This window comes from Amycolatopsis sp. cmx-4-83, from assembly GCF_046548815.1.
GTDB classification, from domain to species: domain Bacteria; phylum Actinomycetota; class Actinomycetes; order Mycobacteriales; family Pseudonocardiaceae; genus Amycolatopsis; species Amycolatopsis pretoriensis_A.
The window spans coordinates 111,904-136,463 of the sequence record NZ_JAEBEF010000014.1 but is presented as its reverse complement, the minus strand read 5'-3'; the positions used below and the strand labels follow the sequence as shown (position 1 = coordinate 136,463).

The following is a 24,560-nucleotide window of genomic DNA, read 5'->3' as shown; positions in this document are numbered from 1 at the left end:
GTGCAGGACGAGAAACCGGCCGTGACGATCGATTCCACCCGCCCGGCCTTGCGGTGCGGGGCCCGGACGCGCACCTACGGCGAGCTCGAGGAGCTGGTCACGGCGACGGCCGAGCGCCTGACGGCGGCGGGCGCCCGGCCGGGTGACGTGGTCGCGGTGCGCAGCGAAGACCGGTTCGACCAGGTCACCGGCTTGCTCGCGGTCTGGCGGGCGGGCGGGGTGCACCTGCCCCTCGACCCGGCGGCGCCGGCCGGACGCACCGAGCGCTTGCTGGCGGGAGCCGGCGCAAGACTGCTCCTGGACGGCGGGGCAGTGCGGCCCGGCGGCCGTGAGTCCGCGGCACCGGTTGGCGGCGTGGTGCGGGTCGTGCGGCCTGGCGGCCGTGAGTCCGCGGCACCGGTCGGCGGCGTGGTCCGGCCCGGTGGCAGCCGTCCCGAGCCGGCGGGCGGCGAGGCCCTCGCCTACCTCATCCACACCTCGGGCACCACGGGCGAGCCGAAGGCCGTCGCCGTCGGGCACCGCGCCCTGGCCGCGCACGTCGAAGCCATCTCCGCCCGCTTCGACCTCCGCGCCGACGACGTCGTCCTCCACTTCGCGCGGTCCACTGTGGACGTCGCCGTCGAGCAGATCACCAGTGCGCTGAGCGTCGGCGCCTGCCTGGTCGTCCCCGAAGCGAAGCTCCGCTCCGTCGAGGAGTTCTGGCAGCTGCTCGAAGCCGAGCACGTCACCGTCGCGAACGTCGCCGCCGGGTACTTCCACGACCTCGTCGCGTCGGTGCGGGCCGGCCGGGCCGTGCCGCCCACGCTGCGGACCATGGTCTCCGGCAGCGACCGGCTGTCCCCGGCCGCGGCCGCCACCTGGCTCGACCGGACCGGCGTCCGCCTGCTCAACGCCTACGGCCCCACCGAGACCGTCATCACCGCCACCGTGCACGAGGTCCGGCCCGGTCACCCGGTCACCGTCGGCACGCCGGTCGGCGACCGCGTGGCGCACCTGCTCGACGAGCACCTCCGGCCGGTCGACGAAGGCGAGCTCTACCTGGGCGGCTCCCTCCTCGCCGCCGGTTACCTCGGCGACGGCGGGCGCACCGCGGCGCGGTTCGTCGCCGACCCGTTCTCGGCCGAGCCCGGCGCCCGGATGTACCGCACCGGCGACCGCGCCCGCCGCACCGCCGGTGGCGAGCTGGAGTTCCTCGGCCGCGCCGACGACCAGGTGAAGATCCGCGGCTTCCGCGTCGAGCCCGGCGAGGTGGAGAACGCGCTGGCGGCGCACCCCGCCGTCACCGCCTGCGCGGTCGTGCCGCACGAAGCCGCGAGCGGCACCCAGCTCGCCGCGTACGTCGTCGCCGAGCACCCGCTCGAATACCCGGAGTTACGCGAGTTCCTCGCCCAGTCGTTGCCGGAGCACCTGATCCCGGCGAGCGTGACGCCCCTGCCGCAGCTGCCACTCACCGCCGCCGGCAAGGTCGACCGCGCCGCACTGCCGGAGCCGGCCCGTGCCGAAGCCGGCTACCGCGCCCCGCGCACCCCGGCCGAGCAGCTGCTCGCCGCGATCTGGGCGGACGTCCTCGGCGTCGGGCGCGTCGGCCTCGACGACAACTTCTTCCACCTCGGCGGCGACTCGCTGACCGCCGTGCGGGTGGCCGGTCGCGTGCTCGAAGTGTTCGGGCCCGTGTCGCCGTACCGGATCTTCGACGCGCCGACCCTGGAGCGCTTCGCCGCCGAGATGCACGACGGCGACGAGCGCCCCGGCCCGGTCCGCGCCCCGGCGTCCGACGCGCCGCTGTCCCGGTTCCAGCGCGGGCTGTGGCTGCTGGACGCCTGGCAGCCGGGCACGCCGACCTACAACGTGCCGTGGGTGTTCGACTTCGACGGCCCCCTCGACGCCGGCGTCCTGCGCGCCGCGCTGCAGCGGGTCGTGGATCGCCACGAGGCGCTGCGCACGACGTTCGAGGTCGTCGGGAGCCTGCCGCGCCAGGTGATCCACCCGCGCCTCGACGTCCCCTTCGAGATCACCGAGGCGGCCGACCCGGCCGAGCTGATCGCGGCCGACGCGCGGACGCCGTTCGACCTCGCGGCCGGGCCGCTGCTGCGCGCCCGGCTGGTCCGGACGTCGGCGACGACCGCGACCCTCGTCCTCGTCTTCCACCACATCGTCTGGGATGAAGGCTCGCTCGCCGTGCTCGACCGCGAGCTGCGCGAGTGCTACACCGCTCTGCTCGAGGGCCGCGAACCGCGGCTGCCGGAACTGGCCGTCCAGTACGCCGACTACGCGAACTGGTTGCGGGACAACGGGATCGCCGAAGAGCAGCTCGCCTTCTGGGCCGGGCACCTGCGCGGCCTGCCGGACCGCCCGGCCCTCGCGCCCGACCACCCGCGGCCCGCCGAACCGGCGCACCGCTGCGGCTACCACCGCTTCGCGTTCGACGCCGGCCTCGCCACGGCGGTCCGACAGTTCGCACAGGAGGCCGACGCGACCCCGTTCATGGTGCTGCTGGCCGGCCTCGTACTCGCGGTGCACCGGACCGGCGGCGCCGCCGACCTCGTCGTCGGCACCCCGGTCAGCGTCCGCGAACGGCCGGAGCTCGACGCACTGATCGGCTACTTCATCACGCTCCTCCCGCTGCGGTTCCGCGTCGAGGCCGAGGCGACCCGGCGGGACGTGCTCGACCACGTCCGCGGCGTCGCCCTCGACGGCTACCGCCACCAGGACGTGCCGCTGGAGGAGATCACCGGCCGGGTGCTGGGGGAGCGCTCCGGCGACCGGAACCCGTTGTTCCAGCTGGTCTTCGAGATGCACACCGCCGACCCGGACCCGCTGCCCTACGGCGAAGCGAAGCTCTCGCGGCGGCTGCACGTCAACGAGCTGTCCCGGTTCGACCTGTCGTGGTCGGTCGAGGACGACGGCACCGGCTTCGGCGGCCGGATCGAGTACGACACCGACCTGTTCGACGCCGCGACCCTGACCGCGCTCGGCGAAGCCTGGCTGACGGCGGTGACCGAGCTGGTCACCGAGCCGGACGAGTTCGTGCGGCCCGAAGAGACCGAGACCGCCGTCCTCCCCGTGCACGAGCTGTTCGAGCGGCAGGCCGCACTGAGCCCGGACGCCGTCGCCCTCGTTTCCGGCGACGACGAACTGAGCTACGCGGAGCTGAACGCGCGTGCCAACCGCGTCGCCCGGCGCCTGCGCGCCCACGGGGTGACCGAAGGCGCGGTCGCCGCCGTGCTGATCGAGCGGGACACCGACCTGGTCGTGGCCCTGCTCGGCGTCCTCAAAGCGGGCGCGGGCTACACGCTGCTGGACCCGGAGCTGCCGGAAGCCCGCCGGGCGGACGCGATCGCGGCCTCGGGAGCCCGGTTGGTCGTGGACCGCGCGTTCGTCGCGGCCGCCGACGGCCCCGAGGACGACCTCGGCATCGCCGTCAGCGTCGACGCGGTCGCGTGCGTGATGTTCACGTCCGGCTCCACCGGCCGGCCGAAGGGCGTGGCGGCCTCGCACCGCGCCCTCGCCGGGACCTACCTGGACCAGGACTACGCGCTCTTCGCGCCCGGCGAGGTGTGGCTGCAGTGCTCGCCGGTGTCCTGGGACGCCTTCGGCCTGGAGGTCTACGGCCCGCTGCTGTTCGGCGGCACCTGCGTGCTGCACCCCGGCCAGCGGCCGGACCCGGAGACGATGACCGCGCTCGTCGCCCGGCACGGCGTCACGCAGCTGCAGCTGTCGGCCACGCTGTTCAACTTCCTCGTCAACGAGTTCCCGGCGATCTTCGCCGGCCTGCGGGTGGTGTTCACCGGCGGCGAGCGCGCCTCGGTCGCGCACGTGGCCCGGCTGCGCGAGCGGTACCCGCACGTGCGGATCGTCAACGGCTACGGCCCGGTCGAGAGCATGGGCTTCACCACGTGTCACGTCGTCGGCGCCGCGGACGTGACCGCGGCCGCGATCCCGATCGGCGTCCCGGTCGCGCACAAGGACGTCCGGGTGCTCGACGAGCACTTCCGGCCGTCGGCCCAAGGTGAGCTCTACGCGACTGGGGCCGGGCTGGCCCTCGGGTACGTCGGGCAGCCGGGCCTGACCGCGGACCGGTTCCTGCCCGACCCGCTCGGGCCGCCGGGCTCGCGGATGTACCGCACCGGCGACATCGGCGGCCGCACCACCGGCGGCCTGCTCACCATCACCGGGCGCGCCGACGACCAGGTGAAGATCCGCGGCTTCCGGGTCGAGCCCGGCGAGGTCACCGCGGCGCTGGCGCGCCACCCCGGCGTCAAGGACTGCGCGGTCGTGGCGCACGGTGGCGGGCTCGCGGCGTACATCGTGGCGCGGGACGCCGCGCCCGGCTACCAGGACGTCTGCGACCACCTCGCCACGCTGGTGCCGGACTACATGATCCCGGCGAGCGTCACCGTGCTCGACGCGCTTCCCTCGACCCCGAACGGAAAGCTCGACCGGGCCGCGCTGCCCGACCCGGACGGCGTCGTCGAGGCGGTGCCGGCGGAGCCCGCCGTCACCGAGGCCGAACGGCTGGTCTCGGCGGTGTGGGCCGAGGTCCTCGGGGTCGACGCGGTGGGTGTCGACGACAGCTTCTTCCGGCTCGGCGGCAACTCCCTCGCCGCGGTCCGCGTGGCGCTGCGGCTGTCCACCGAGACCGGCACCCGGGTCGCGCCGCGGCTGGTGTTCGCCTCCCGGACTGTCCGCGCGCTGGCCCGCCGGCTGGAGGTGCGGGCATGACCGGCCGCACCGCCCCGGTGTCCGGGCTCCAGCGCGGGCTGTGGTTCCTCGACCGCTGGAACCCCGGCTCCGCCGCCTACACCGTGCCGTGGGTGTTCACCTTCGACGCACCCGTCGACCCGGCCGTCCTGGAAAGCGCCCTCGACGGGATCGTCCGGCGGCACGAGGTCCTGCGCACGACGTTCTCGGCCGGTCCGGACGGTCCACAGCAGACGGTCCACGACGACGTCCGGATCCCGGTGCACCGCGGTGAACCCGACCTGACCGCCGGGTTCGACCTCGAAACCGGTCCCTTGCTGCGGGCGACCCTGGCGGACCCGGTGACGCTGGTCCTCGTCGTGCACCACATCGTCTGGGACGGCTGGTCGTCCGGGGTGTTCGAGCGGGAGCTGGCGGAGCTCTACACCGCGGCCGTCGAAGGCCGGGCTCCCGTGCTGCCCGAGCTGACCACCCAGTACGCCGACTACGCCGCCGAACCCGAGCCGTACGACGAACCGCTGGCGTACTGGCGCGAGCAGCTGGCCGGCGCGCCCGAGCGCCTCGCGGTGCCGGCCGACCGGGAAGCGCCCGCCCGGCAGGACTTCGGCGGCGACACCCGCGAGTTCGCGCTCCCGGCCGGGCTGGCCGCCCGGATCGGTGAGCTCGCCGCCGAGCTGGACGCGACTCCGTTCGTCGTTCAGCTGGCCGCGTTCGCCGCGCTCCTCAACCGCTACACCGGCGCGGCCGACCTGGTCGTCGGCACCCCGGTGACCACCCGCGACCGGCCGGAGCTGGCCGACCTGATCGGCTACTTCGTCAACATCCTGCCGCTGCGGCTGCGCGTCGACCGCGCCGCGGGCTTCCGCGACCTCGTGGAGCACGTGCGCGACACCGCGTTCGACGCCTACGCCTGCCTGGACGTGCCGTTCGACGTCGTGGTCGACGCGCTGGCCCTCGAGCGCTCGGCCCGGCACGCGCCGCTGGTGCAGGTCGTGTTCGGGGCGCACGCGGAGGAGTCCGAGCCGCTGCGGTTCGGGCCGGTCACCGCGACCCGGCGGGTGCACCACAACGGCACGAGCAAGTTCGACCTCACCTGGTCGACGTTCGACGACGGCGAGCTGCGCGGCGAGGTCGAATACCGCACCAGCCTGTTCGACGCGGCGACGATCGACCGGATGACCGGGCACTGGCGCACCCTGCTGGCCGCCGTGCTGTACGAACCGGACAGTCCACTGTGGAAGGTCGAGCTGGCGCCTTCGCTGCCCGCTGCCGTCACCGCCGGCGAGTCCCGGTGCCTGCACGAGTCCTTCGAGGACACCGTGGACCGGTTCCCGGACCGGCCCGCGGTGACCTTCGGCGGCGTGAGCGTGACCTACGCCGAGCTGGACCGGCGGGCCAACCGGCTCGCGCACGCCCTGATCGCGGCCGGCGTCCGCCCCGGCGACCGGGTCGGCCTGCTGCTGGAGCGCACCGACGCGATCGTCGTCGCGATCCTGGCCGTCCTGAAGGCGGGCGCGGCCTACGTGCCGGTCGACCCGGCCGCGCCGGACGACCGCGCGGCGTTCGTCTTCGGCGACACCGGCGTGCGGCTGGTCGTCACCGACCAGGACACCGAGGGGCCGGTGTTCGACGTCGGGCAGGACGTTTCGGCCTACCCCGCGGACCGGCCGCGGGTGCCGGTCCGCCCCGGCGACCTGGCCTACGTGATCTTCACCTCCGGCTCGACCGGCCGGCCCAAGGGTGTCGCCGTGGCCCACGAGCACGCCGGGCGGCTGATGGCGTCCGGGCGCGCGCACTTCGCGTTCACCGAGACCGACGTCTGGACGCTGTTCCACAGCTACGCCTTCGACTGGACGGTCTGGGAGCTGTGGGGACCGCTGCACCACGGCGGCCGCCTGGTCGTCGTGCCCTACCTGACCAGCCGGTCCCCGGAGGCGTTCGCCGAGCTGCTCGCGGCGGAGGGTGTGACCCAGCTGTGCCAGACGCCGTCGGCGTTGCGGCAGCTCGAAGCCACCCTCCGCACCGGGCCCGCGTTGCCCGCCCTGCGGCAGGTCATGCTCGGCGGCGAGGCGCTGGACCCCGCGGTGGTGCGCCGCTGGTTCGCGCTCGGGCTGTCCGCGCCGCTGTGCAACCTGTACGGCATCACCGAAACCACCGTGCACGTCACCACCCACGACGTCACCGGACCGGACGGGTTCGCGCGCAGCCTGATCGGCGCGCCGCTGCCGCACCTGAGCGCCCACGTGCTCGACGAGTGGCTGCGGCCGTGCCCGGTCGGCGTGCCGGGCGAGCTGTACATCGGCGGCGGCGCGCTCGCCCACGGCTACTGGGGCCGGGCCGGGCTCACCGCGCAGCGGTTCCTGCCCGACCCGTTCTCGCCTTCGCCGGGCGCGCGGCTCTACCGCACCGGGGACGTCGCCCGTCGGCTTTCCGGCGGTGGTCTCGAGTACGTCGGCCGGTGCGACAGCCAGGTCAAGGTCCGCGGCTTCCGCATCGAGCTCGGCGAGATCGAGCACGCGCTGGGGACGCACCCTTCGGTCGGCGCCTGCGCGGTCACCGTGCACGACGACCGGCTGGCCGCCTACGTCACCGTGCCGCTGGACTACGCCGAGGTGCGGTCGTTCCTGGCGAAGTCGCTGCCGGAGCACATGATCCCGGCGACGGTGACCGTGCTCGACCGGCTGCCCGTCACGGTCAACGGCAAGCTCGACCGGGCGGCGCTGCCGGCGCCGTCCGCGCCCCGGCCGACGCGGGAGTACGCCGCGCCGAGCACACCGGGGGAGCGGCTGCTCGCCGAGCTGTACGCCGACGTCCTCGGCGTGGACGACGCCGGGGCGCACGACAACTTCTTCCACCTCGGCGGCGACTCCATCCGCGCGGTGCACCTGGCGGGCAAGCTGCGGGACCGCGGCTGGACGCTCACGCTGCCCGACCTTTTCGCCGCGCCCACCCCGGCGGCCCTCGCGCCGCTGCTGAAGCCGTGTGCCGCGGTGGCTCCGGCCGCGCGGCCGTTCGCCGGACTGTCCGAAAAGGACCTGGCGAAGCTGCCCGCGGACGTCGTCGACGCCTACCCGATGGCGGCGATGCAGCTCGGGATGATCTACCACATGGAGCTGTCGGGGGACGCCGGCGGCTACCACAACGTCAACAGCTACCGCGTCGCCGGCCGACTCGACGAGGACGCCCTGCGCGGGGCGGTCGCCGACGTCATCAAGCGGCACCCGGTGCTGCGGACGACGTTCGACGTGATCGGCTACCGCGAGCCGATGCAGCTGGTGCACGCTTCGGCGCCTGCGCCGGTCTCCACTGCGGACCTTCGCGGCCTTTCTCCTGCGGCGCAGAGATCCGCGGTGGGGGAGGTGTTCGACGCGTTCTGCGCGATGCGCTTCGACCTGCGTTCCGCACCGCTGTTCCGGGTGTCCGCCCAGCGGCTGGCCGACGACGTCTTCCAGCTGACCATCGCCGAGCACCACTCCATTTTGGACGGCTGGAGCTTCACCTCGCTGCTCACGGAAATCCTGGAGCGGCACGCCGCGCCGGACTCGCCGCTGGCGCCACCGCCCGCATCGACGTTCCGCGACTTCGTCGCCGCCGAACAGGCCGCCGCGGCTTCTGCCGAGAGCGAGCAGTTCTGGCGCTCTCGCCTGGCGGGCGCGGACGGTGCTCTCTGGTCGGCCGACTCCGGGTCCGCGGCGGCGACGGCGGAGATCCCGCGCACGGTCGAGCGGGTCCTGCCGGACGCCCCGGCCCAGCTCGCGGCGCTCGCGTCGGCGGCCGGCGTCCCGATCAAGGCGGCCGCGCTGGCCGCGCACGTCCGGGCGCTGTCGCGGATCACCGGCCGCGACCGGGTCACGACGGGCCTGTCGGTGAACGGCCGGCTGGAGGAACGCAGCGGCACCGAGGCGTACGGGCTGTTCCTGAACACGGTCCCGCTGGTCGTGGACGCTTTGCAGGCCGACCTCGTGCGCGCGGTGCACGAAGCCGAGGTCGAGCTGCTGCCGCACCGCCGGGTCCCGTTCGCCCGGCTGGCCCGGCTCATGGACTCGCCGCGGCTCGAAGCGTGTTTCGCGTTCCTGCGGTTCCACGCACTCGGCCGGCTGGCGGGCTCGGCGACGAGCATCGTCGACGACCGGATCGGCTGCGAACCGGACATGCGGTACGAGCCGACCAACTTCGCGCTGGGTGTGGCACTGGTGCAGGACCCGGCTTCGGACCGGATCCTGCTGGCCGTGGACCACCTGCGGTCCTTGGTGCCGGACTCCCTCGCGGACGCGTACGTGACCGCGTACGCCGAAGAACTCGCCGCGCTGGTCGCGGAAAACCGTCAGCTGATCTGAGAGAGGAATCCACTGTGGACGCGTTCAAGGACTTCACGGTCGTCGTCAACGACGAGGAGCAGTATTCGATCTGGCCGGCTTCGCTGGACGTTCCGGCGGGCTGGCAGCCGGCGGGCAAGAGCGGCAGCCGCGAGGAGTGCGTGGCGTGGGTCGACGAGACGTGGACCGACATCCGCCCGAAGAGCCTGCGCGTCGCGCTCGGGGTTTGACGTGCTGGCGACGATCGCGGCGATGTGGGCCGAGGAGCTGGGCGTCCCCGAGGTGCGCCCCGAGGACGGTTTTTTCGAGCTGGGCGGCCATTCGCTGACCGCGTTGCGGGTGGTGTACCGGGTCCGCGACGAGTTCTCGGTCGACCTGTCCCTGCGCGACCTGATGGCGGCGGCGACGTTGACGGACTTCGTGTCCACGGTGGCCGCGGCCCGCGAGACCCCGGCCCGCCCGAAGGTGGCGCTGGTGGGCCGCCGGGGCACGCGATGACCCTCGCGGCCCCGCGCCCGGCCCTCGCGGGCGACTGGTGCTACCGGCCGTATCCGTTGACGGGCGGGGTGCCGCAGCTGGTGTGCTTCCCGCACGCGGGCGGCGACGTGACGGCGTTCAGCGGCCTGGCGGCGGAGCTGGTCCCGGACCTGGAGGTCTGGGCCATCCGCCTCCCGGCCCGCGGCGGCCGCTTCACGGACCGGATGCCGTCCGGTTTCCGTGAGCTGGTGACCGCGGTCGTGGCGGGGCTCGTCCCGCACCTGCGGCCGGGATCGGTGTTCTACGGCCAGAGCTTCGGGGCGCTGCTGGCTTACGAGGTCGCCCGTGCGTTGCCCGCGGAACGATGTCCCCGGCTGGTGGTCCCGGCGTGCGCGCCCCCACCGTCGGCGTGGCCGGGTTCGATCCCGCCGACCGACGAGGGTGCCGCGGAACTCCTCGCGCGATGCGGGCTGGCCGGGGCATTGCCGGACGACGAGACGATCCGCGAACTGGCGGTGGCGACGATCCGGGCGGACCTGACGGTCTGCCGCACCTACCGCCCTCCCGGCGTTCCGGCGACGTTCGCGATCCACGCGGTGGCCGGCGCCGGGGACGAAGCCCTGCCGCCGGGGACGCTCGCGGGGTGGTCGGCCGCGACGACGGGCCGCTTCACGACCTCGGTCGAGCCGGGTGGGCACCTGCTGGCGACGCCGCTGACCCGCGGCCCGGCGGACTTGCTGCGCAAGCTCCACGCGGCCGCACCCGCCTGACCCGGCCGCCCAGCCGGCACTGCGGACTTGCTGCGCAAGCTCCACACGGCCGCACCGCTTGACCCGCGGCCCGGCGGACTTGCTGCGCAAGCTCCACCCGGCCGCACCCGCATGACCCGACCACCCAGCCGGCACTGCGGACTTGCTGCGCAAGCTCCACACGGCCGCACCGCTTGACCCGGCCGCCCAGCCGGCACTCCGGCAGCCGGCACTCCGGCAGCCGAGCCGGCTACGGCGGCAGCCGCCCCGGCCGGCACCCGGCCGCCCCGGGGCGCCCGGCCGGCACCCGGCCGCTCCGGCTCGCAGATCCCGTCCACCAACGAGCCACCACCCCAGCCACATCGCCGAAGCCGCTCATCCCGCCCGAGGAGGCGCCCGTGTCCACCGTTACCGTCGATCTCACCGACCCAGGGCTCTGGGCCCGGCCCGACGTCGGCGAAATCGTCGCCGACCTGCGCAGCCGGGCTCCTGTCCACCGCACCGAAACCGCGCTCGACGGGCCCGTCTGGTCCGTGCTCGGCTACCACCTCGGCTCCCGCGTCCTCACCGACGCCGCCACGTTCAGCTCCACCGGCGGCTCGCTCCTCGGCACCGGTGGCACCCCCGCCGGCGCCGGCAAGATGATGGCCCTCTCCGACGGTCCCCGGCACCGCGAACTCCGCGCCCCCGTCCTCCCGTACTTCTCACCCAAGGGCGTGCGCACCACCGCCGACCGCATCACCGAACTCGCCGCGGAAGTCGTCGAATCCGCCGTAGAGCAGGAAACCGTCGACCTCGTGGACGTCCTGGCCACCGTCCCGCTCGTCGTCATGTGCGACCTGTTCGGCATCCCGGGCGACGACCGCGACCTCGTCGTCGCCGTCTGCGACGAAGCCTTCCTCGCCCAGACACCGGACGCGCGCCGGGCCGGCCACCAGAAACTGCTGCCCTACCTCTTCGAGAAAGTCGTGCAGCGGCGCAAGAACCCTGGTGACGACCTCATCAGCACCCTCGCCACCCACCGGATCAAGAACCGGCTGCTGCCCATCGAAGACGTCGTCTTCAACCTCGACAACATCGTCGTCGGCGGGGTGCAGACCGTGCGGCACACCGCCGCCATGAGCATCTGGGCGTTGATGAGCCACCCCGACGCCTGGCACCAGCTGAAGGACGCCGACCTAGACCTCGCCACCGACGAGCTGCTCCGCTACACCTCCGTCGGCCTGCACGTCCTGCGCACCGCCACGACCCAGGTCGAACTGGGCGGGCACGTCATCGACGCCGGGGACAAGGTCGCCGTCTGGACGTGGTCGGCCGATCACGACACCGCCGTCTTCGACCGGCCGCACGAACTCGTGCTCGACCGGTCGCCGAACCGGCACCTGGCCCTCGGGGTCGGGGCGCACTACTGCGTCGGCGCGCCGCTGGCGAAGGCCGAACTCAAGGCCATCTACGCCGCGCTGCTCGACCAGGTCGCCGGGCTCGAGCTCGACGGCGAGCCGGTGCACAACCGGTCGATCATCAACTTCGGCTTCGACCACCTCCCGGTGCGCCTGCGGGCCCGCTGAGCGCGAACGGATACCAGCCATGACACAAGCTCCGGTGCACGAAGCCCGGCCCACCGCGCCCTGGGGCCGGGTGGGGCTGCTGCTCACCGGTCAGGGCGTCTCCCTGATCGGCGACCAGGTGTTCTTCATCGCCGCCGTCTGGGCCGCCGCCCAGCTCGGCGGGACGGCCGCCGTCACCTGGGTGACGTTGGCCGAATCGGTTCCCCGGGCCCTCGCGATGATCTTCGGCGGGGTGATCTGCGACGCCTTCGGGCCCCGCTCGGTCCTGCTGCGGACGACGTCGGTGCGGATCGCCGTGCTGGCCGTCTCGGTCGTCGTCGCGCTGTCCGCGCAGTCGGTGACGCTGCTGGTCGTCGTGGCCGCGCTGGAAGGCGCGATGCTGGGCCTCGGCTCGCCGTCGTTCGGCACGCTCATGCCGCGCATGGTCCCGAAGGAACGGCTGAGCACGGCGAACTCGGTCCGCACCATGGTGGCGCGGTTCGCCCCGATCCTCGGGTCGCCGTTCGGGGCCTGGCTGGTCGCGACCGGGCACCTCGGGGTCGCGCTCGCGGTCGTCTGCGGCGGCTGCGTGGTCTCCCTCGCCTGCCTCGCCCCGGCGACGAAGGCGATCGACGCGCCGCGGACGGTGTCGAACGTCCCGCTGTGGAAGCGCTCGGGCGACGGCCTCAAGCTCCTGCGCGCCGACCGCCGGCTGCGGCTGCTGTTCCTTTCCGGGCTGTGCCTGGACTTCGCGTTCGCCTGGCCGATGAACCCCGGCCTCCCCGAAGTGGTCATCGAACGCGGCTGGGCGGTCTCCGCCGTCGGTCTGCTCATCGCCTGCTGGGCCGCCGGCGCGCTCGTGTCCGCCGGGCTCGGCGCGCTGCTCGGCGAGCGGGTGCCGATCTCCGTGCGGCTCGTCGGCAGCGGGATCGGCATCGGCGTCCTGCTCTTGGGCATGGTCCTGGTGACGTCGCTGCCCGCGATGGCCGCGATGGCCGTCGCGCTGGGCGTGTGCTCCGGGCAGAACGGCCCGGCCGCCGTGACGCTCTACCAGCAGGCCGCGCCCAGCGACCGGCTCGGCGTCGCCATGTCCATGGTCTCGCTGTCCGGCATCGGCTGCGCGCCGCTGGCCTACGCGGTCTCCGGCGCCATAGCCAGTTTCACCACCCCCGTCGTCGCCTGGATCTGCAGCGCCCTGCTCGCCTTCGGCGGGCCGGTGGCCGCGGCCCGGGCCCTGCGCCTGCCCGAGTGAAGGGATCCCTCCCGTGCGTCCGTTGTCGTTCGGCCAGCAGCGCCTGTGGTTCCTCGACCAGCTGGAAGGTCCCGGCGCGACCTACAACGTCCCCTTCCCGCTGCGGCTGCGCGGCCCGCTCGACCGCCGCGCGCTGCGGCACGCCGTCGCCGACGTCCTCGGCCGGCACGAGGTGCTGCGGACGGTCGTCCCGGTCGACGGCGGCGTCCCCGGCCAGCGGGTGCTCCCGCTCGAGGAGGCGACCCGCCGGCTGGTCTTCGACGTCCGGCCGGGTGCCGGCCTCGCCGCGGCCATCGCCCGGCCGTTCGACCTCGCCGAGGACCTGCCCCTGCGGGTCACGCTATTCGAACTCGGCCCGGACGACCACATCCTGCTCCTCGTGCTGCACCACATCGCCTGCGACGGGTGGTCGCTCGGCCCGCTGGGCCGCGACCTCGCGGCCGCCTACACCGCCCGGCTCGACGGCCAAGCGCCGGACTGGGCGCCGCTTCCGGTGCAGTACCTGGACTTCAGCGAGTGGCAGCGGGAGGTGCTCGGCACCGAGGACGACCCGGACAGCGTGCTGAGCGCCCAGCTCGCGTACTGGACCGAGCGGCTCGCGGACCTGCCGGCGCGGATGGCCCTTCCCGCGCACCGCACCGGCGGCACGACCGGCGCCGCGGGCCTCGTCGAGGTCGAGGTGCCCCAGGAGCTGCACAACCGGCTCGTCGCGGTCACGCGGGCCGCGCGCTGCACGCCGTTCATGGGCCTGCAGGCGGCACTCGCGGCGCTGCTGCACCGCTGGGGCGCGGGCGACGACGTCGTCCTCGGCACCCCGGTGTCCGGCCGGAGCGAGGCGGCGCTGGCCGACCTCGTCGGGTTCTTCGTCAACACCCTCGTCCTGCGCACCGACCTGAGCGGCGACCCGAGCTTCACCGAACTGCTGGCGCGGGTCCGCGACACCGGCCTCGACGCCTACGCCCACCAGGACGTCCCCTTCGACCGGCTGGTCGAGCGCCTCGGCGCCGGCCGGTCCGCCGCCGCGCACCCGCTGTTCCAGGTGATGGTCGTCCTCCAGCACGACGACGGAACGGACCTCACCCTGCCCGGCCTCGACGTCCGGCCGGTGCCACTGGACCTCGCGACGGCCAAGCTGGACCTCAGCGTCGTCTTCGCCGAGCACGCGAACGGCGTCACGTGCCAGTTCGAGTACGCCGTCGACCTGTTCGAGAAGTCCACGGTGGACGAGATGGCCGCGATGCTGGTGCGGCTGCTCGAACTGGCGCTCGCGGACCCGGATCGTCCACTCGGGACACTCGAACTGGCGCAGGTCACGGCCGTCGCCGTCGAAGCCGAGCCCGAGGACGAGCCGGTCGTGTTCCGGGCGGCCCGCACCGCGCGCGAAGAGATCCTCTGTGGACTTTTCGCCGACGTGCTCGGGCTCGACACCGTCGGCCTCGACGACGGCTTCTTCGCACTCGGCGGCCATTCCCTGCTCGCCACCCAGCTGATCAGCCGCGTCCGCACCGCGCTGCACGCCGAACTCGGCGTCCGCGCGCTGTTCCGGGCCCCGACCGTCGCCGGGATCCTGGCCACCCTCGACGCCCAGGCGCCCGGTCCCGTCCGCCCGGCCCTCACCCGGCGGCCGCGCCCGGACCGCGTCCCGCTGTCTTCGGCCCAGCGGCGGCTGTGGTTCCTCGCCGGGATCGACGGCCAGGACCGCGCCTACAACATCCCGCTGACCCTCGGCCTCGCCGGCCCGGTGGACGTCCCGGCCCTGGCGGCCGCCTGCCGGGACGTCGTCGCCCGGCACGAGACCCTGCGCACGGTGTTCCCGGTCGAGCACGGCGAGCCGGGGCAGCACGTCCTCCCGGTGCCCGCCGACGTGCTGGAAGTCGCCGAGTTCACGCCGGAGGTGGTCGAGGCGGCCGGGAGCGCGCCGTTCGACCTGGCCCGCGAGATCCCGCTGCGCGCCCGCCTGTTCCGGGACGGCGACGAGGCCGTTCTCGTGCTCTGCCTGCACCACATCGCCGCGGACGGCTGGTCGACCGGGCCGCTGCTGGCCGACCTCGCCACCGCCTACCGGGCCCGGCTCGACGGCGAGGCGCCGGCGTGGCCGCCGCTGCCCGTCCAGTACGCGGACTACGCGCTCTGGCAAGCCGAGCTGCTCGGCGACGAAGGCGATCCGGAGAGCCTGGCGGCTCGCCAGCTGACCTACTGGACCGAGGCGCTGGCCGGCCTGCCCGACGAACTCGCGCTGCCCGCCGACCGCCCCCGGCCCGCGGTGCCGACCCACCGCAAGGACGTCGTCTCGGCCGAGGTCGACGCCGCCACCCGCACCGCGCTGGTGGCACTGGCCCGCGACAACCAGGCGACGCTGTTCATGGTCGTCCAGGCGGCGTTCGCGTTGCTGCTGACCCGGCTCGGCGCGGGGGAGGACGTGCCGATCGGCACCCCGGTCGCCGGTCGCGCCGACGAAGCGCTCGACGACCTCGTCGGGTTCTTCGTCAACACGCTCGTCCTGCGCACCGACACCTCGGGCGCACCGGCGTTCCGCGAGCTGCTCACCCGGGTCCGCGACGCCGACCTCGGCGCCTTCGCCCACCAGGACCTGCCGTTCGAGCGGATCGTGGAGGAGCTGAACCCGCCCCGCGTGCTGGCCCGGCACCCGCTGTTCCAGGTGCTGCTGTCCTTCCTCGACGCGGACACCGCCGGGGGCGGCTGGACGCTGCCCGGGCTGACCGTGACCGCCGGTGACACCGTGTCGGGCACCGCCAAGTTCGACCTGAGCCTCACGGTCGAGGACCGCGGCACCGGGCTCGGCTGCAGCCTCGAATACGCCACCGACCGGTTCGACCGGGCCACCGCGCAGGACGTCGCCGACCGCCTGGTCCGGCTCTTCGCGATCGTGGCCGCCGACCCCGAATCCCGGGTGGACAGTGCCGAGCTGCTGTCCGAAGTGGACCACCGAAGACTGGTGGGCTGGAACGACACCGCGGCCCCGGTCCCGGCGGCGACGCTGCCGGAGCTGTTCGCCCGGCAAGTCGCGCTGACCCCGGACGCGACCGCGGTCGTCTTCGAGGGCGAGTCGCTGACGTACGCGGAGTTCGACGTCCGGGTGGACCGGCTCGCCCGGGTCCTGCGTGAGCGGGGTGTGCGGCCGGGCGACGTCGTCGCGGTGCAGCTGCCGCGCTCGATCGACCTGGTCACCGCCGTGTACGCGGTGCACCGCGCCGGCGCGGCCTACCTGCCGGTGGACCCCGGCTACCCGGCCGACCGGGTGGCGTTCATGCTCGCCGACGCCCGGCCCGCCCTCGTCCTCACGCCCGGATCGGACCTCGGGGAGCCCGTTTCCGATGCCCCACTGCCCGCGGTCACCCCGGACCACCCGGCCTACGTGATCTACACGTCCGGGTCGACCGGGCGCCCCAAGGGCGTGCTCATGTCGCACGCCGGGATCGTCAACCACCTGGCGTGGATGCAGGCCGAGCACCCGCTTGCCGCCGGCGACCGGGTGCTGCAGAAGACACCGTCCAGCTTCGACGTCTCGGTGCTCGAGTTCTTCCGCCCGCTGATCGCCGGGGCGGCCCTGGTCGTCGCGAAACCGGACGGCCACCGCGATCCCGCCTACCTGCTGGACACCATCCGGCGCGCGCGGATCACCGTGCTGTACGTGGTGCCCGGCATCCTCGACGGGATCCTGAGTCTGTCCGAAGGGGACGCGCCGGCGCTGCGGCAGGTGTTCTGCGGCGGGGAAGTGCTGACCGCCGCGCTGGCCGAGCGCTGCGCGAAGACGTTGAGCGCCGAGCTGATCAACCTCTACGGCCCGACCGAGGTCGCGGTCGACGCCACCGCCCACGTCGTCACCGGCACCCCGATTCCCATCGGCGCGCCGGTGTGGAACACCCGCGCGCACGTGCTGGACGCGCGGCTGAGCCCGGTGCCGCCGGGCGTGCCGGGCGAGCTGTACCTCGCCGGGGCCCAGCTCGCGGACGGTTACCTGCACCGCGGCGGCCTGACCGCCGACCGGTTCCTCGCCGACCCGTTCGGCGGGCCCGGCGCGCGGATGTACCGCACCGGCGACCTCGTCCGCTGGACCGACGGCGGCGAGCTGGACTACCTCGGCCGGACCGACGAGCAGGTCAAGCTGCGCGGCCTGCGCGTCGAGCCGGGGGAGATCGCGGCCGTCGCCGCGGAGCACCCGGGCGTGCGGGAGGCCGCCGTCGTCCTGCGTGAGGAGCGGCTCGTGGCCTACGTCGTGGGCGACGTGGGCCCGGCCGAGCTGGCGGAACACGTCGGCGCGTTCGTGCCGCGGCACCTCGTGCCCTCGGCGTTCGTCGTGCTCCCCGCCCTGCCGCGGACCCCGAACGGCAAGCTGGACCGTGGCGCGCTCCCGGCGCCGGACTACACCGCCGGGGTCTCGCGAGCGCCCCGGGACGCCCGCGAGGAGATCCTGTGCGGGCTGTTCGCCGACGTCCTCGGGGCCGAACGGGTCGGGATCGACGACGGGTTCTTCGACCTCGGCGGCCACTCCCTGCTCGCCACCAAGCTGGTCAGCCGGATCCGGGCCGCGTTCGACGCCGAGATCGGCATCGGCGACCTCTTCGACGCCCCGACCGTCGCCGAGCTGGCCCCGCGGCTCTCCGGCGCCGGTGCGGCCCGCCCGGCGCTGCGGCCGGTGCCGCGGCCCGAGCCGATGCCGCTTTCCCCGGCCCAGCAACGGCTCTGGTTCATCCTGCAGTTCGGCGACGACACCGGCGCGTACGACATGCCGCTGGCCTTGCGGCTGCGCGGCGAGCTGGACCGGGACGCGCTGAGCGCCGCCCTCGCCGACGTCGCCGAGCGGCACGAGGTCCTGCGCACGATCTTCCCGGCCGTCGACGGCGAGCCCCGCCAGGTGATCCTGGACGGCTGGCGACCCGAGCTGACGGAGCCCGGGACACGGCCGTTCGACCTGTCCTGTGAGCCGCCGTTCCGCGCCTCGCTGGTCGCCGACGCCCCGGACGAGCACCTGCTCCTGCTGACGCTGCACCACATCGCGGCCGACGGCTGGTCGCTGGGCCCGCTGGTCGCCGACCTCGCCGAGGCGTACACCGCCCGCCGCGCGGGCCGGGCGCCGGAGTGGGCGCCGCTACCGGTGCAGTACGCCGATTACACGCTCTGGCAACGGGATCTGCTCGGCGACGCGGCCGATCCGGAGTCGCTGCTGGCCGCCCAGCTGGCCTACTGGCGCACCCAGCTCGCCGGGATCCCCGACGAACTGCCGCTGCCGCTCGACCGGCCCCGCCCCGCGGTGGCGTCGCACCGGGGCGACTCGGTGCCCGTCGAGATCGATGCCGGGCTCGACACCCGGCTCCGCGCGCTGGCCGGGTCCGCGCAGGTGACCCTGTTCATGGTGCTGCAGGCCGCGCTCGCCGCGGTGCTGACCCGCTCGGGCGCGGGGGAGGACGTCCCGATCGGCACGGCGATCGCCGGGCGCACCGACGAGGCCCTCGACGGGCTCATCGGCTTCTTCGTCAACACCCTCGTCCTGCGGACCGACACCAGCGGCGCGCCGAGCTTCCGCGAACTGCTCGCCCGCGTCCGCGAAACCGACCTCGCCGCCTACGCCCGCCAGGACGTCCCGTTCGAACGGCTGGTGCACGAGCTCAACCCGGCCCGTTCCCTCGCGCGGCACCCGCTGTTCCAGGTGTTCCTGGTGCTGCAGAACACCGGCGACGCCGGTCTGGCGCTGCCGGGCCTCGACGTCACGCCGGAGGTCCTGGACTCCGACGCGGTGAAGTTCGACCTCGGCCTGAACCTGGCCGAGCACGACGGCGGGATCAGCGGGTCGCTGTCCTACGCCGCCGACCTGTTCGACCGCGCCACCGCCGAGGCGCTGGCCGGCCGGCTGGTCCGCCTCCTCGACGCGGTCGCGGCCGACCCGGACACCCCGCTGGACCGGATCGGCCTGCTGTCCGAAATGGACCTTCGCTCGCTCGCCGGGTGGACGGCGACCGGGGAGCCGATCTCGGCGGAGACGTTGCCCGCGTTGTTCTCCCGCCAGGTGGCCCGCACGCCGGACGCGACGGCGGTGGTGTTCGAAGGCGAGTCGCTGAGCTACGCCGAGCTGGACGGCCGCGTCGAGCGGCTGGCGCGTGCCTTGAGCGCGCACGGGGTCCGGCCCGGCGACGTCGTCGCGGTGCAGCTGCCGCGTTCGTTCGACCTGGTGGTGGCGGTGCACGCCGTCCACCGCGCCGGCGCGGCCTACCTGCCGGTCGATCCCGGCTACCCGGCCGAGCGCATCGCCTTCCTCCTCGACGACGCCCGGCCGTCGCTGGTCCTCACCGCGGAGACGCGGCTGAGTGGCGACGGGCCGCTGCCCGAGATCACCGCGGCCCACCCCGCCTACGTGATCTACACGTCCGGGTCGACCGGGCGCCCCAAGGGCGTGCTGATGCCGCACGCCGGGATCGTCAACCACCTGGCGTGGATGCAGGCCGGCTACGCGCTCGGCGCGGACGACCGGGTGCTGCAGAAGACGCCGACCGGGTTCGACGTCTCGGTGTGGGAGCTGTTCTGGCCGCTGCTGACCGGGGCGGCCCTGGTGCTCGCGCGGCCCGGGGGGCACCGCGATCCCGCCTACCTGCGCGAACTCATCCGCACCGAGGGCATCACCGTGGCGCACTTCGTCCCGGCGATGCTCGAAGCCTTCCTCGCCGAACCCGGTGCCGTGCCGTCGCTGCGGCAGGTGTTCTGCGGCGGCGAGGCGCTCACCCCGGCGCTGGCCGAGCGGTGCACGGCGGCCCTGGACGCCCGGCTCTCCAACTTCTACGGCCCGACCGAGTTCGCCGTCGAGGCGAGCCACCACCCGTTCACCCCCGGCGAGCCCACTGTCCCCATCGGACGTCCGGTGTGGAACACCCGCGCGTACGTCCTCGATGGACGGTTAGCCCCCGTGCCGCCCGGTGTGCCCGGCGAACTCTGGCTCGCCGGGATCCAGCTGGCCGACGGCTACCTGCACCGGCCCGGCCTCACCGCCGAGCGGTTCGTGCCCGACCCCGGCGCGCCGGGCGAGCGGATGTACCGCACCGGCGACCTCGTGCGCTGGACCCACGCCGGTGAGCTGGAGTACCTCGGCCGCACCGACGACCAGGTCAAGCTGCGCGGACAGCGCCTGGAACTCGGCGAAGTCTCCGGAGCCGCCACCCGGCACCCGGGCGTCACGCAAGCCGTCGCCGTCGTGCGCGAGGACTTCCCGGGTGACCGGCGGCTCGTCCTGTACTGCACCGGCACCGCCGGACCGGCCGACGTGCGGGGTCACCTCGCCGCTGTGCTGCCCGAGTACATGGTGCCGGCCGCGGTCGTCGTCCTGCCGGAACTTCCGCTGACCCCCAACGGGAAGGTCGACCGCCGGGCCCTGCCCGCACCGGTCACCGAGCCCGGCTCGCTGCGGGCGCCGCGGAACCCGGCCGAAGAGATCCTTTGTGGACTGTACGCCGAGCTGCTCGGCGTCGGCCGGGTCGGGATCGACGACGGGTTCTTCGACCTCGGCGGCCACTCGCTGCTGGCGACGCGGTTGATCAGCCGGGCCCGCTCCGCGCTCGGCGTCGAACTGGGGATCCGGGACCTGTTCCAGGCCCCGACCGTCGCCGGGCTCGCCGCCCGGATCGACCACGGCCGGGCCGTCCGGCCCGCGCTGCGTCCGCGGCCGCTCCCGGACCGGATCCCGCTTTCCCACGCCCAGCAACGGCTCTGGTTCCTCAACCAGCTGCACGGCCGCGACGCCGGGTACGCCGTGGTCTGCGCGCTGCGGCTCACCGGCCACCTCGACCGGGCCGCGCTGACCGCCGCGCTGGCCGACGTCACCGGCCGCCACGAAGCCCTGCGCACGATCTTTCCGGAGCTGGACGGCAGCCCGTGCCAGCAGGTCCTGGCCGCCGACGGTGCCCTCGACGTCCGGCCGGTCGACGAGTCCGGGCTGGCCGAGGCCCTCGACGCGGCCTCGGCGGCGACGTTCGACCTCACCACCGACCGGCCGTTCCGGCCCGGGCTGCTCGTGCTCGGCGCGGACGAGCACGTCCTGGTGCTGGTGCAGCACCACATCGTCAGCGACGGCTGGTCGATGGGCCCGCTCGTCCGCGACCTCTCCGCGGCCTACACCGCCCGGTGCGCCGGAGCCAGTCCGAAGTGGACCCCGTTGCCGGTCCAGTACCGCGACTACGCCCTGTGGCAGCACGAAGTCCTGGGCGACCCGGACGACGACGGCTCGATCCTGGGCGCCGAACTGGCGTACTGGCGCGAGCGGCTGGCCGGGCTCCCGGAGGAACTGGCGCTGCCGGCCGACCGGCCGCGGCCCGCGGTGGCCGGGCACGGCGGCGCGTCGGTCCCGGTCGAGATCGACGCCGCCCTGCACGCCGGGCTCCGCGACCTGGCCCGCGAGGGCGGGGTCACGCTCTTCATGGTGCTGCAGGCCGCGTTCGCCGTCCTGCTGAACCGGCTGGGCGCCGGGGACGACCTCCCGATCGGCACCCCGGTCGCCGGCCGCACCGACGAAGCCCTCGACGACCTCGTCGGGTTCTTCGTGAACACGCTGGTCCTGCGCGTCGACACCGCGGGCGCGCCGACGTTCCGGGAGCTGCTCGCCCGCGTCCGCGAGACCGACCTGGGCGCCTTCGCCCACCAGGACGTGCCGTTCGAGCGGCTGGTGCACGAGCTCAACCCGGCGCGGTCGCTGGCCCGGCACCCGCTGTTCCAGGTGCTGTTCGTGCTGCAGAACGCCGACGACGCCGAGCTCGAGCTGCCCGGCCTGCGGGTGAGCGGCGAGCCGGTCGCCGTCCGGACCGCGGCCTTCGACCTGGCGCTGTCGCTGCACGAACTCGACCCGGGCCGCGCGAGCGGGATCGGCGGCGGGCTCGCTTACCGCACCGACCTGTTCGACCGCGAGACCGTCACCGGTTTCGTGACGCGGCTGCTCCGGGTCCTCGCCGCGGCGATCGCGGCGCCGGACACCCCGATCGACCGGCTCGACGTGCTGGCCCCGGACGAGCGGCGCCGGTTGCTGACCGCGCCGGACCCGGTGGACTTCGGCCCGTGGCGCCCGGTTCCGGCGCAGATCGCCGACCGCACCGACGGTGTCGCCGTCGTCAGCGACGCCGGGGAACTCGGTTACGCGGAGCTGAACCGGCGGGCCAACCGGCTGGCGCACCACCTCGGGATCACCCGCGGCACCCTGGTCGGCGTCTGCCTGCCGCGCGGGCCGGAACTGCTCGTCGCCCAGCTCGCCGTGCTGCGGGCCGGCGGTGCGTACGTGCCGCTCGACCCGGGTTACCCGGCGGACCGGCTGGCGTTCATGCTCGCCGACGCCGCCGCCCCGGTCGTCATCACCACGACGGACCTCGTCCCGCGGGTCGAGGGGACCGCGCGGGTGCTGTGCCTCGACGCCGAAGCCGCCGCGATCGCCGCGCGGCCGGCGGAAGCGCCCTCGGTCACGCTGAGCCCGCGTGACGCCGCCTACGTCATCTACACGTCGGGGTCGACCGGGCGGCCGAAGGGCGTGGTGCTCGACCACACCGGGCTCGCCCACCTCTGCGCCTGGTACCACCGCGAATTCGGCGTCACGGCCGCGGACCGGGGCGGGCACGTCGCCGCGCTCGGGTTCGACGCCGCCGTGTTCGAGACGTGGCCGCTGCTCACCGCGGGCGCGTCGGTGCACCTGCCCGCCCAGCGCGTGCTGGACGACACCGGCGCGCTCGCCGACTGGCTCGCCGGGATCACGGTGGCGTTCCTGCCGACGCCCCGGCTGGAGCTGATGCTCGACGAACCCGGGTTTCCCAGCCCGGACCTGCGGGTCGTCGTCGCCGGCGGGGACCGGCTGCGCCGCCGTCCGCCCGCCGGGGCCGAGTTCCGGCTGGTCAACGGCTACGGGCCGACCGAGTGCAGCGTGATGGCCACCGGCGGGGACGTCACGCCGGACGGCGACGGGCCGCCCGACATCGGCGGGCCGGTGCCGAACACCCGGGTGTACGTCCTCGACCGGCGGCTGAACCCGGTGCCCGCCGGGGTGCCGGGGGAGCTGTACCTCGCCGGGAGCGGGCTGGCCCGCGGCTACCTCGGGCGGCCGGGCCTGACCGCCGCCGCCTTCGTCGCGGACCCGTTCGGCGAGCCGGGGGAGCGGATGTACCGCACCGGTGACGTCGTGCGGTGGCGGCGCGACGGCAGGCTCGACTTCCTCGGCCGGGCCGACCACCAGGTGAAGGTCCGCGGGGTGCGGATCGAGCTGGGCGAGATCGACGCCGTGCTCGGCCGCTGCCCCGGCGTCCGGCAGGCGGTGACCGTGCTGCGCGAGGACCGGCTCGTCGCCTACCTCGCGGCGGCCCCCGGCGTCTCGGCGAAGGCGCACTGCGAGGCGTTCCTGCCCGGGCACATGGTGCCGTCGGCGTTCGTGGTGCTCGACGACCTCCCGCTCACCCCGAACGGGAAGCTGGACCGCACCGCGCTCCCCGCCCCGGTCACCGCCCCGGTCACCGCCGTGGTGGCGGGCCGGGCCCCGCGGACCGCTCTCGAACGCGCGTTGTGCGGCCTGTTCGGCGAGGTCCTCGACGTGCCCGACGTGTCGATCGACGACGGCTTCTTCGACCTCGGCGGGCACTCGCTCATCGCCGCGCGGCTGATCAGCCTGATCCGCCGGGAACTCGGCGCCGAACTGGGCATCCGGGTGCTGTTCGAGACCCCGACCGTGGCCGGGCTGGCTCGCGCGCTGGGCACGGGCACCGCGACCGGTACCGACCGCGACGAACTGGCGGTCCTGCTGCCGTTGCGTTCGGCGGGTTCCGGCGCGCCGCTGTTCTGCGTCCACCCGGCCGCCGGTCTCGGCTGGGTGTACTCGGGGCTGCTGGCGCACGTCGACCGGCCCGTCTACGCCCTGCAGTCGCGGGGCCTCACCGAGCCCGACCGGCGGCCGGCGACGGTCGACGAGCTCGTCAAGGACTACCTGGAGCAGCTTCGCCAAGTGCGGCCGCGCGGGCCGTACCACCTGCTGGGCTGGTCGTTCGGCGCGCAGGTCGCGCACGCGATGGCCGCGCAGCTGCAGGAGCAGGGCGAGGAGGTCGGGCTGCTGGCGATGCTGGACGGCTACCCGCCGTCGGGCCCCGAGTCGGCCCCGCCCGACCCGCTGGCCGCGCTGCTGGCCTCGCTCGGGCACGACGTCCCCGACGCTGTGGACCTGGCCTCGTTCCGGTCGATCCTGCTTTCGGAGGGCAGTCCCTTGGCCGCCCTCGCGCCGTCGGTGGTGGACGCGCTGCCCGCGGTGTTCGCCCACAACAGCGCGCTCGCCCGCGCGCACCGGCCGGACGGGTTCGCCGGCGACGTCCTGTTCTTCCGCGCCACGGAAGGGAAGCACGTCGATTCGCCGAGGCCGTCTTCGTGGGAGCCGTACGTCGAGGGCCGGCTGGAGGTGCACGAAGTCGCGGTCCGGCACGGCGAGCTGACCACCCCGGCGGCGGTGTCCGCGGTCGGTCCGGTGGTGGCGCGCCGGCTCGAAGGTCGCGAATGACTCATT

General features: G+C 74.4%; 8 protein-coding genes. All 8 read left to right on the top strand.

Going from position 1 to position 24,560, the window contains the following annotated elements; translation table 11 throughout:
• Positions 1-21: 21 nt before the first annotated feature.
• The 8 genes from ACLJQM_RS37945 (at position 22) to ACLJQM_RS37910 (ending at position 24,554) form a co-directional block, all read left to right on the top strand.
• Positions 22-4,722, top strand: coding sequence for an amino acid adenylation domain-containing protein (locus tag ACLJQM_RS37945; protein ID WP_410635150.1), 4,701 nt, complete (start codon positions 22-24; stop codon positions 4,720-4,722).
• Positions 4,719-9,038 carry an amino acid adenylation domain-containing protein gene (locus ACLJQM_RS37940; RefSeq protein WP_410635149.1) on the top strand — a complete coding sequence of 1,440 codons (4,320 nt, stop codon included), beginning with the start codon at positions 4,719-4,721 and terminating at the stop codon, positions 9,036-9,038. Before ACLJQM_RS37945 ends, ACLJQM_RS37940 begins: the two co-directional genes overlap by 4 nt.
• 14 nt (positions 9,039-9,052) lie before the next feature.
• Positions 9,053-9,247, top strand: a complete 195-nt coding sequence (locus ACLJQM_RS37935; RefSeq protein ID WP_247022748.1) for an MbtH family protein — start codon at positions 9,053-9,055, stop codon at positions 9,245-9,247.
• Position 9,248: 1 nt separating this feature from the next.
• Complete coding sequence (locus ACLJQM_RS37930; protein WP_247022749.1) at positions 9,249-9,515, top strand: phosphopantetheine-binding protein; 267 nt, start codon at positions 9,249-9,251, stop codon at positions 9,513-9,515.
• A complete protein-coding gene (locus ACLJQM_RS37925) occupies positions 9,512-10,264 on the top strand; it encodes a thioesterase II family protein (RefSeq protein ID WP_410635148.1) in 753 nt (250 codons plus the stop codon). The genes ACLJQM_RS37930 and ACLJQM_RS37925 overlap by 4 nt, the downstream gene beginning before the upstream one ends.
• A 377-nt stretch (positions 10,265-10,641) precedes the next feature.
• Positions 10,642-11,811 carry a cytochrome P450 gene (locus ACLJQM_RS37920; protein ID WP_410635147.1) on the top strand — a complete coding sequence of 390 codons (1,170 nt, stop codon included), beginning with the start codon at positions 10,642-10,644 and terminating at the stop codon, positions 11,809-11,811.
• A gap of 19 nt (positions 11,812-11,830) precedes the next feature.
• Positions 11,831-13,042 (top strand): MFS transporter, encoded by a 1,212-nt coding sequence (locus tag ACLJQM_RS37915; protein WP_410635145.1) that lies wholly within the window; start codon positions 11,831-11,833, stop codon positions 13,040-13,042.
• Between the two features lie 13 nt (positions 13,043-13,055).
• Positions 13,056-24,554, top strand: coding sequence for an amino acid adenylation domain-containing protein (locus tag ACLJQM_RS37910; RefSeq protein ID WP_410635144.1), 11,499 nt, complete (start codon positions 13,056-13,058; stop codon positions 24,552-24,554).
• Positions 24,555-24,560 lie beyond the last annotated feature (6 nt).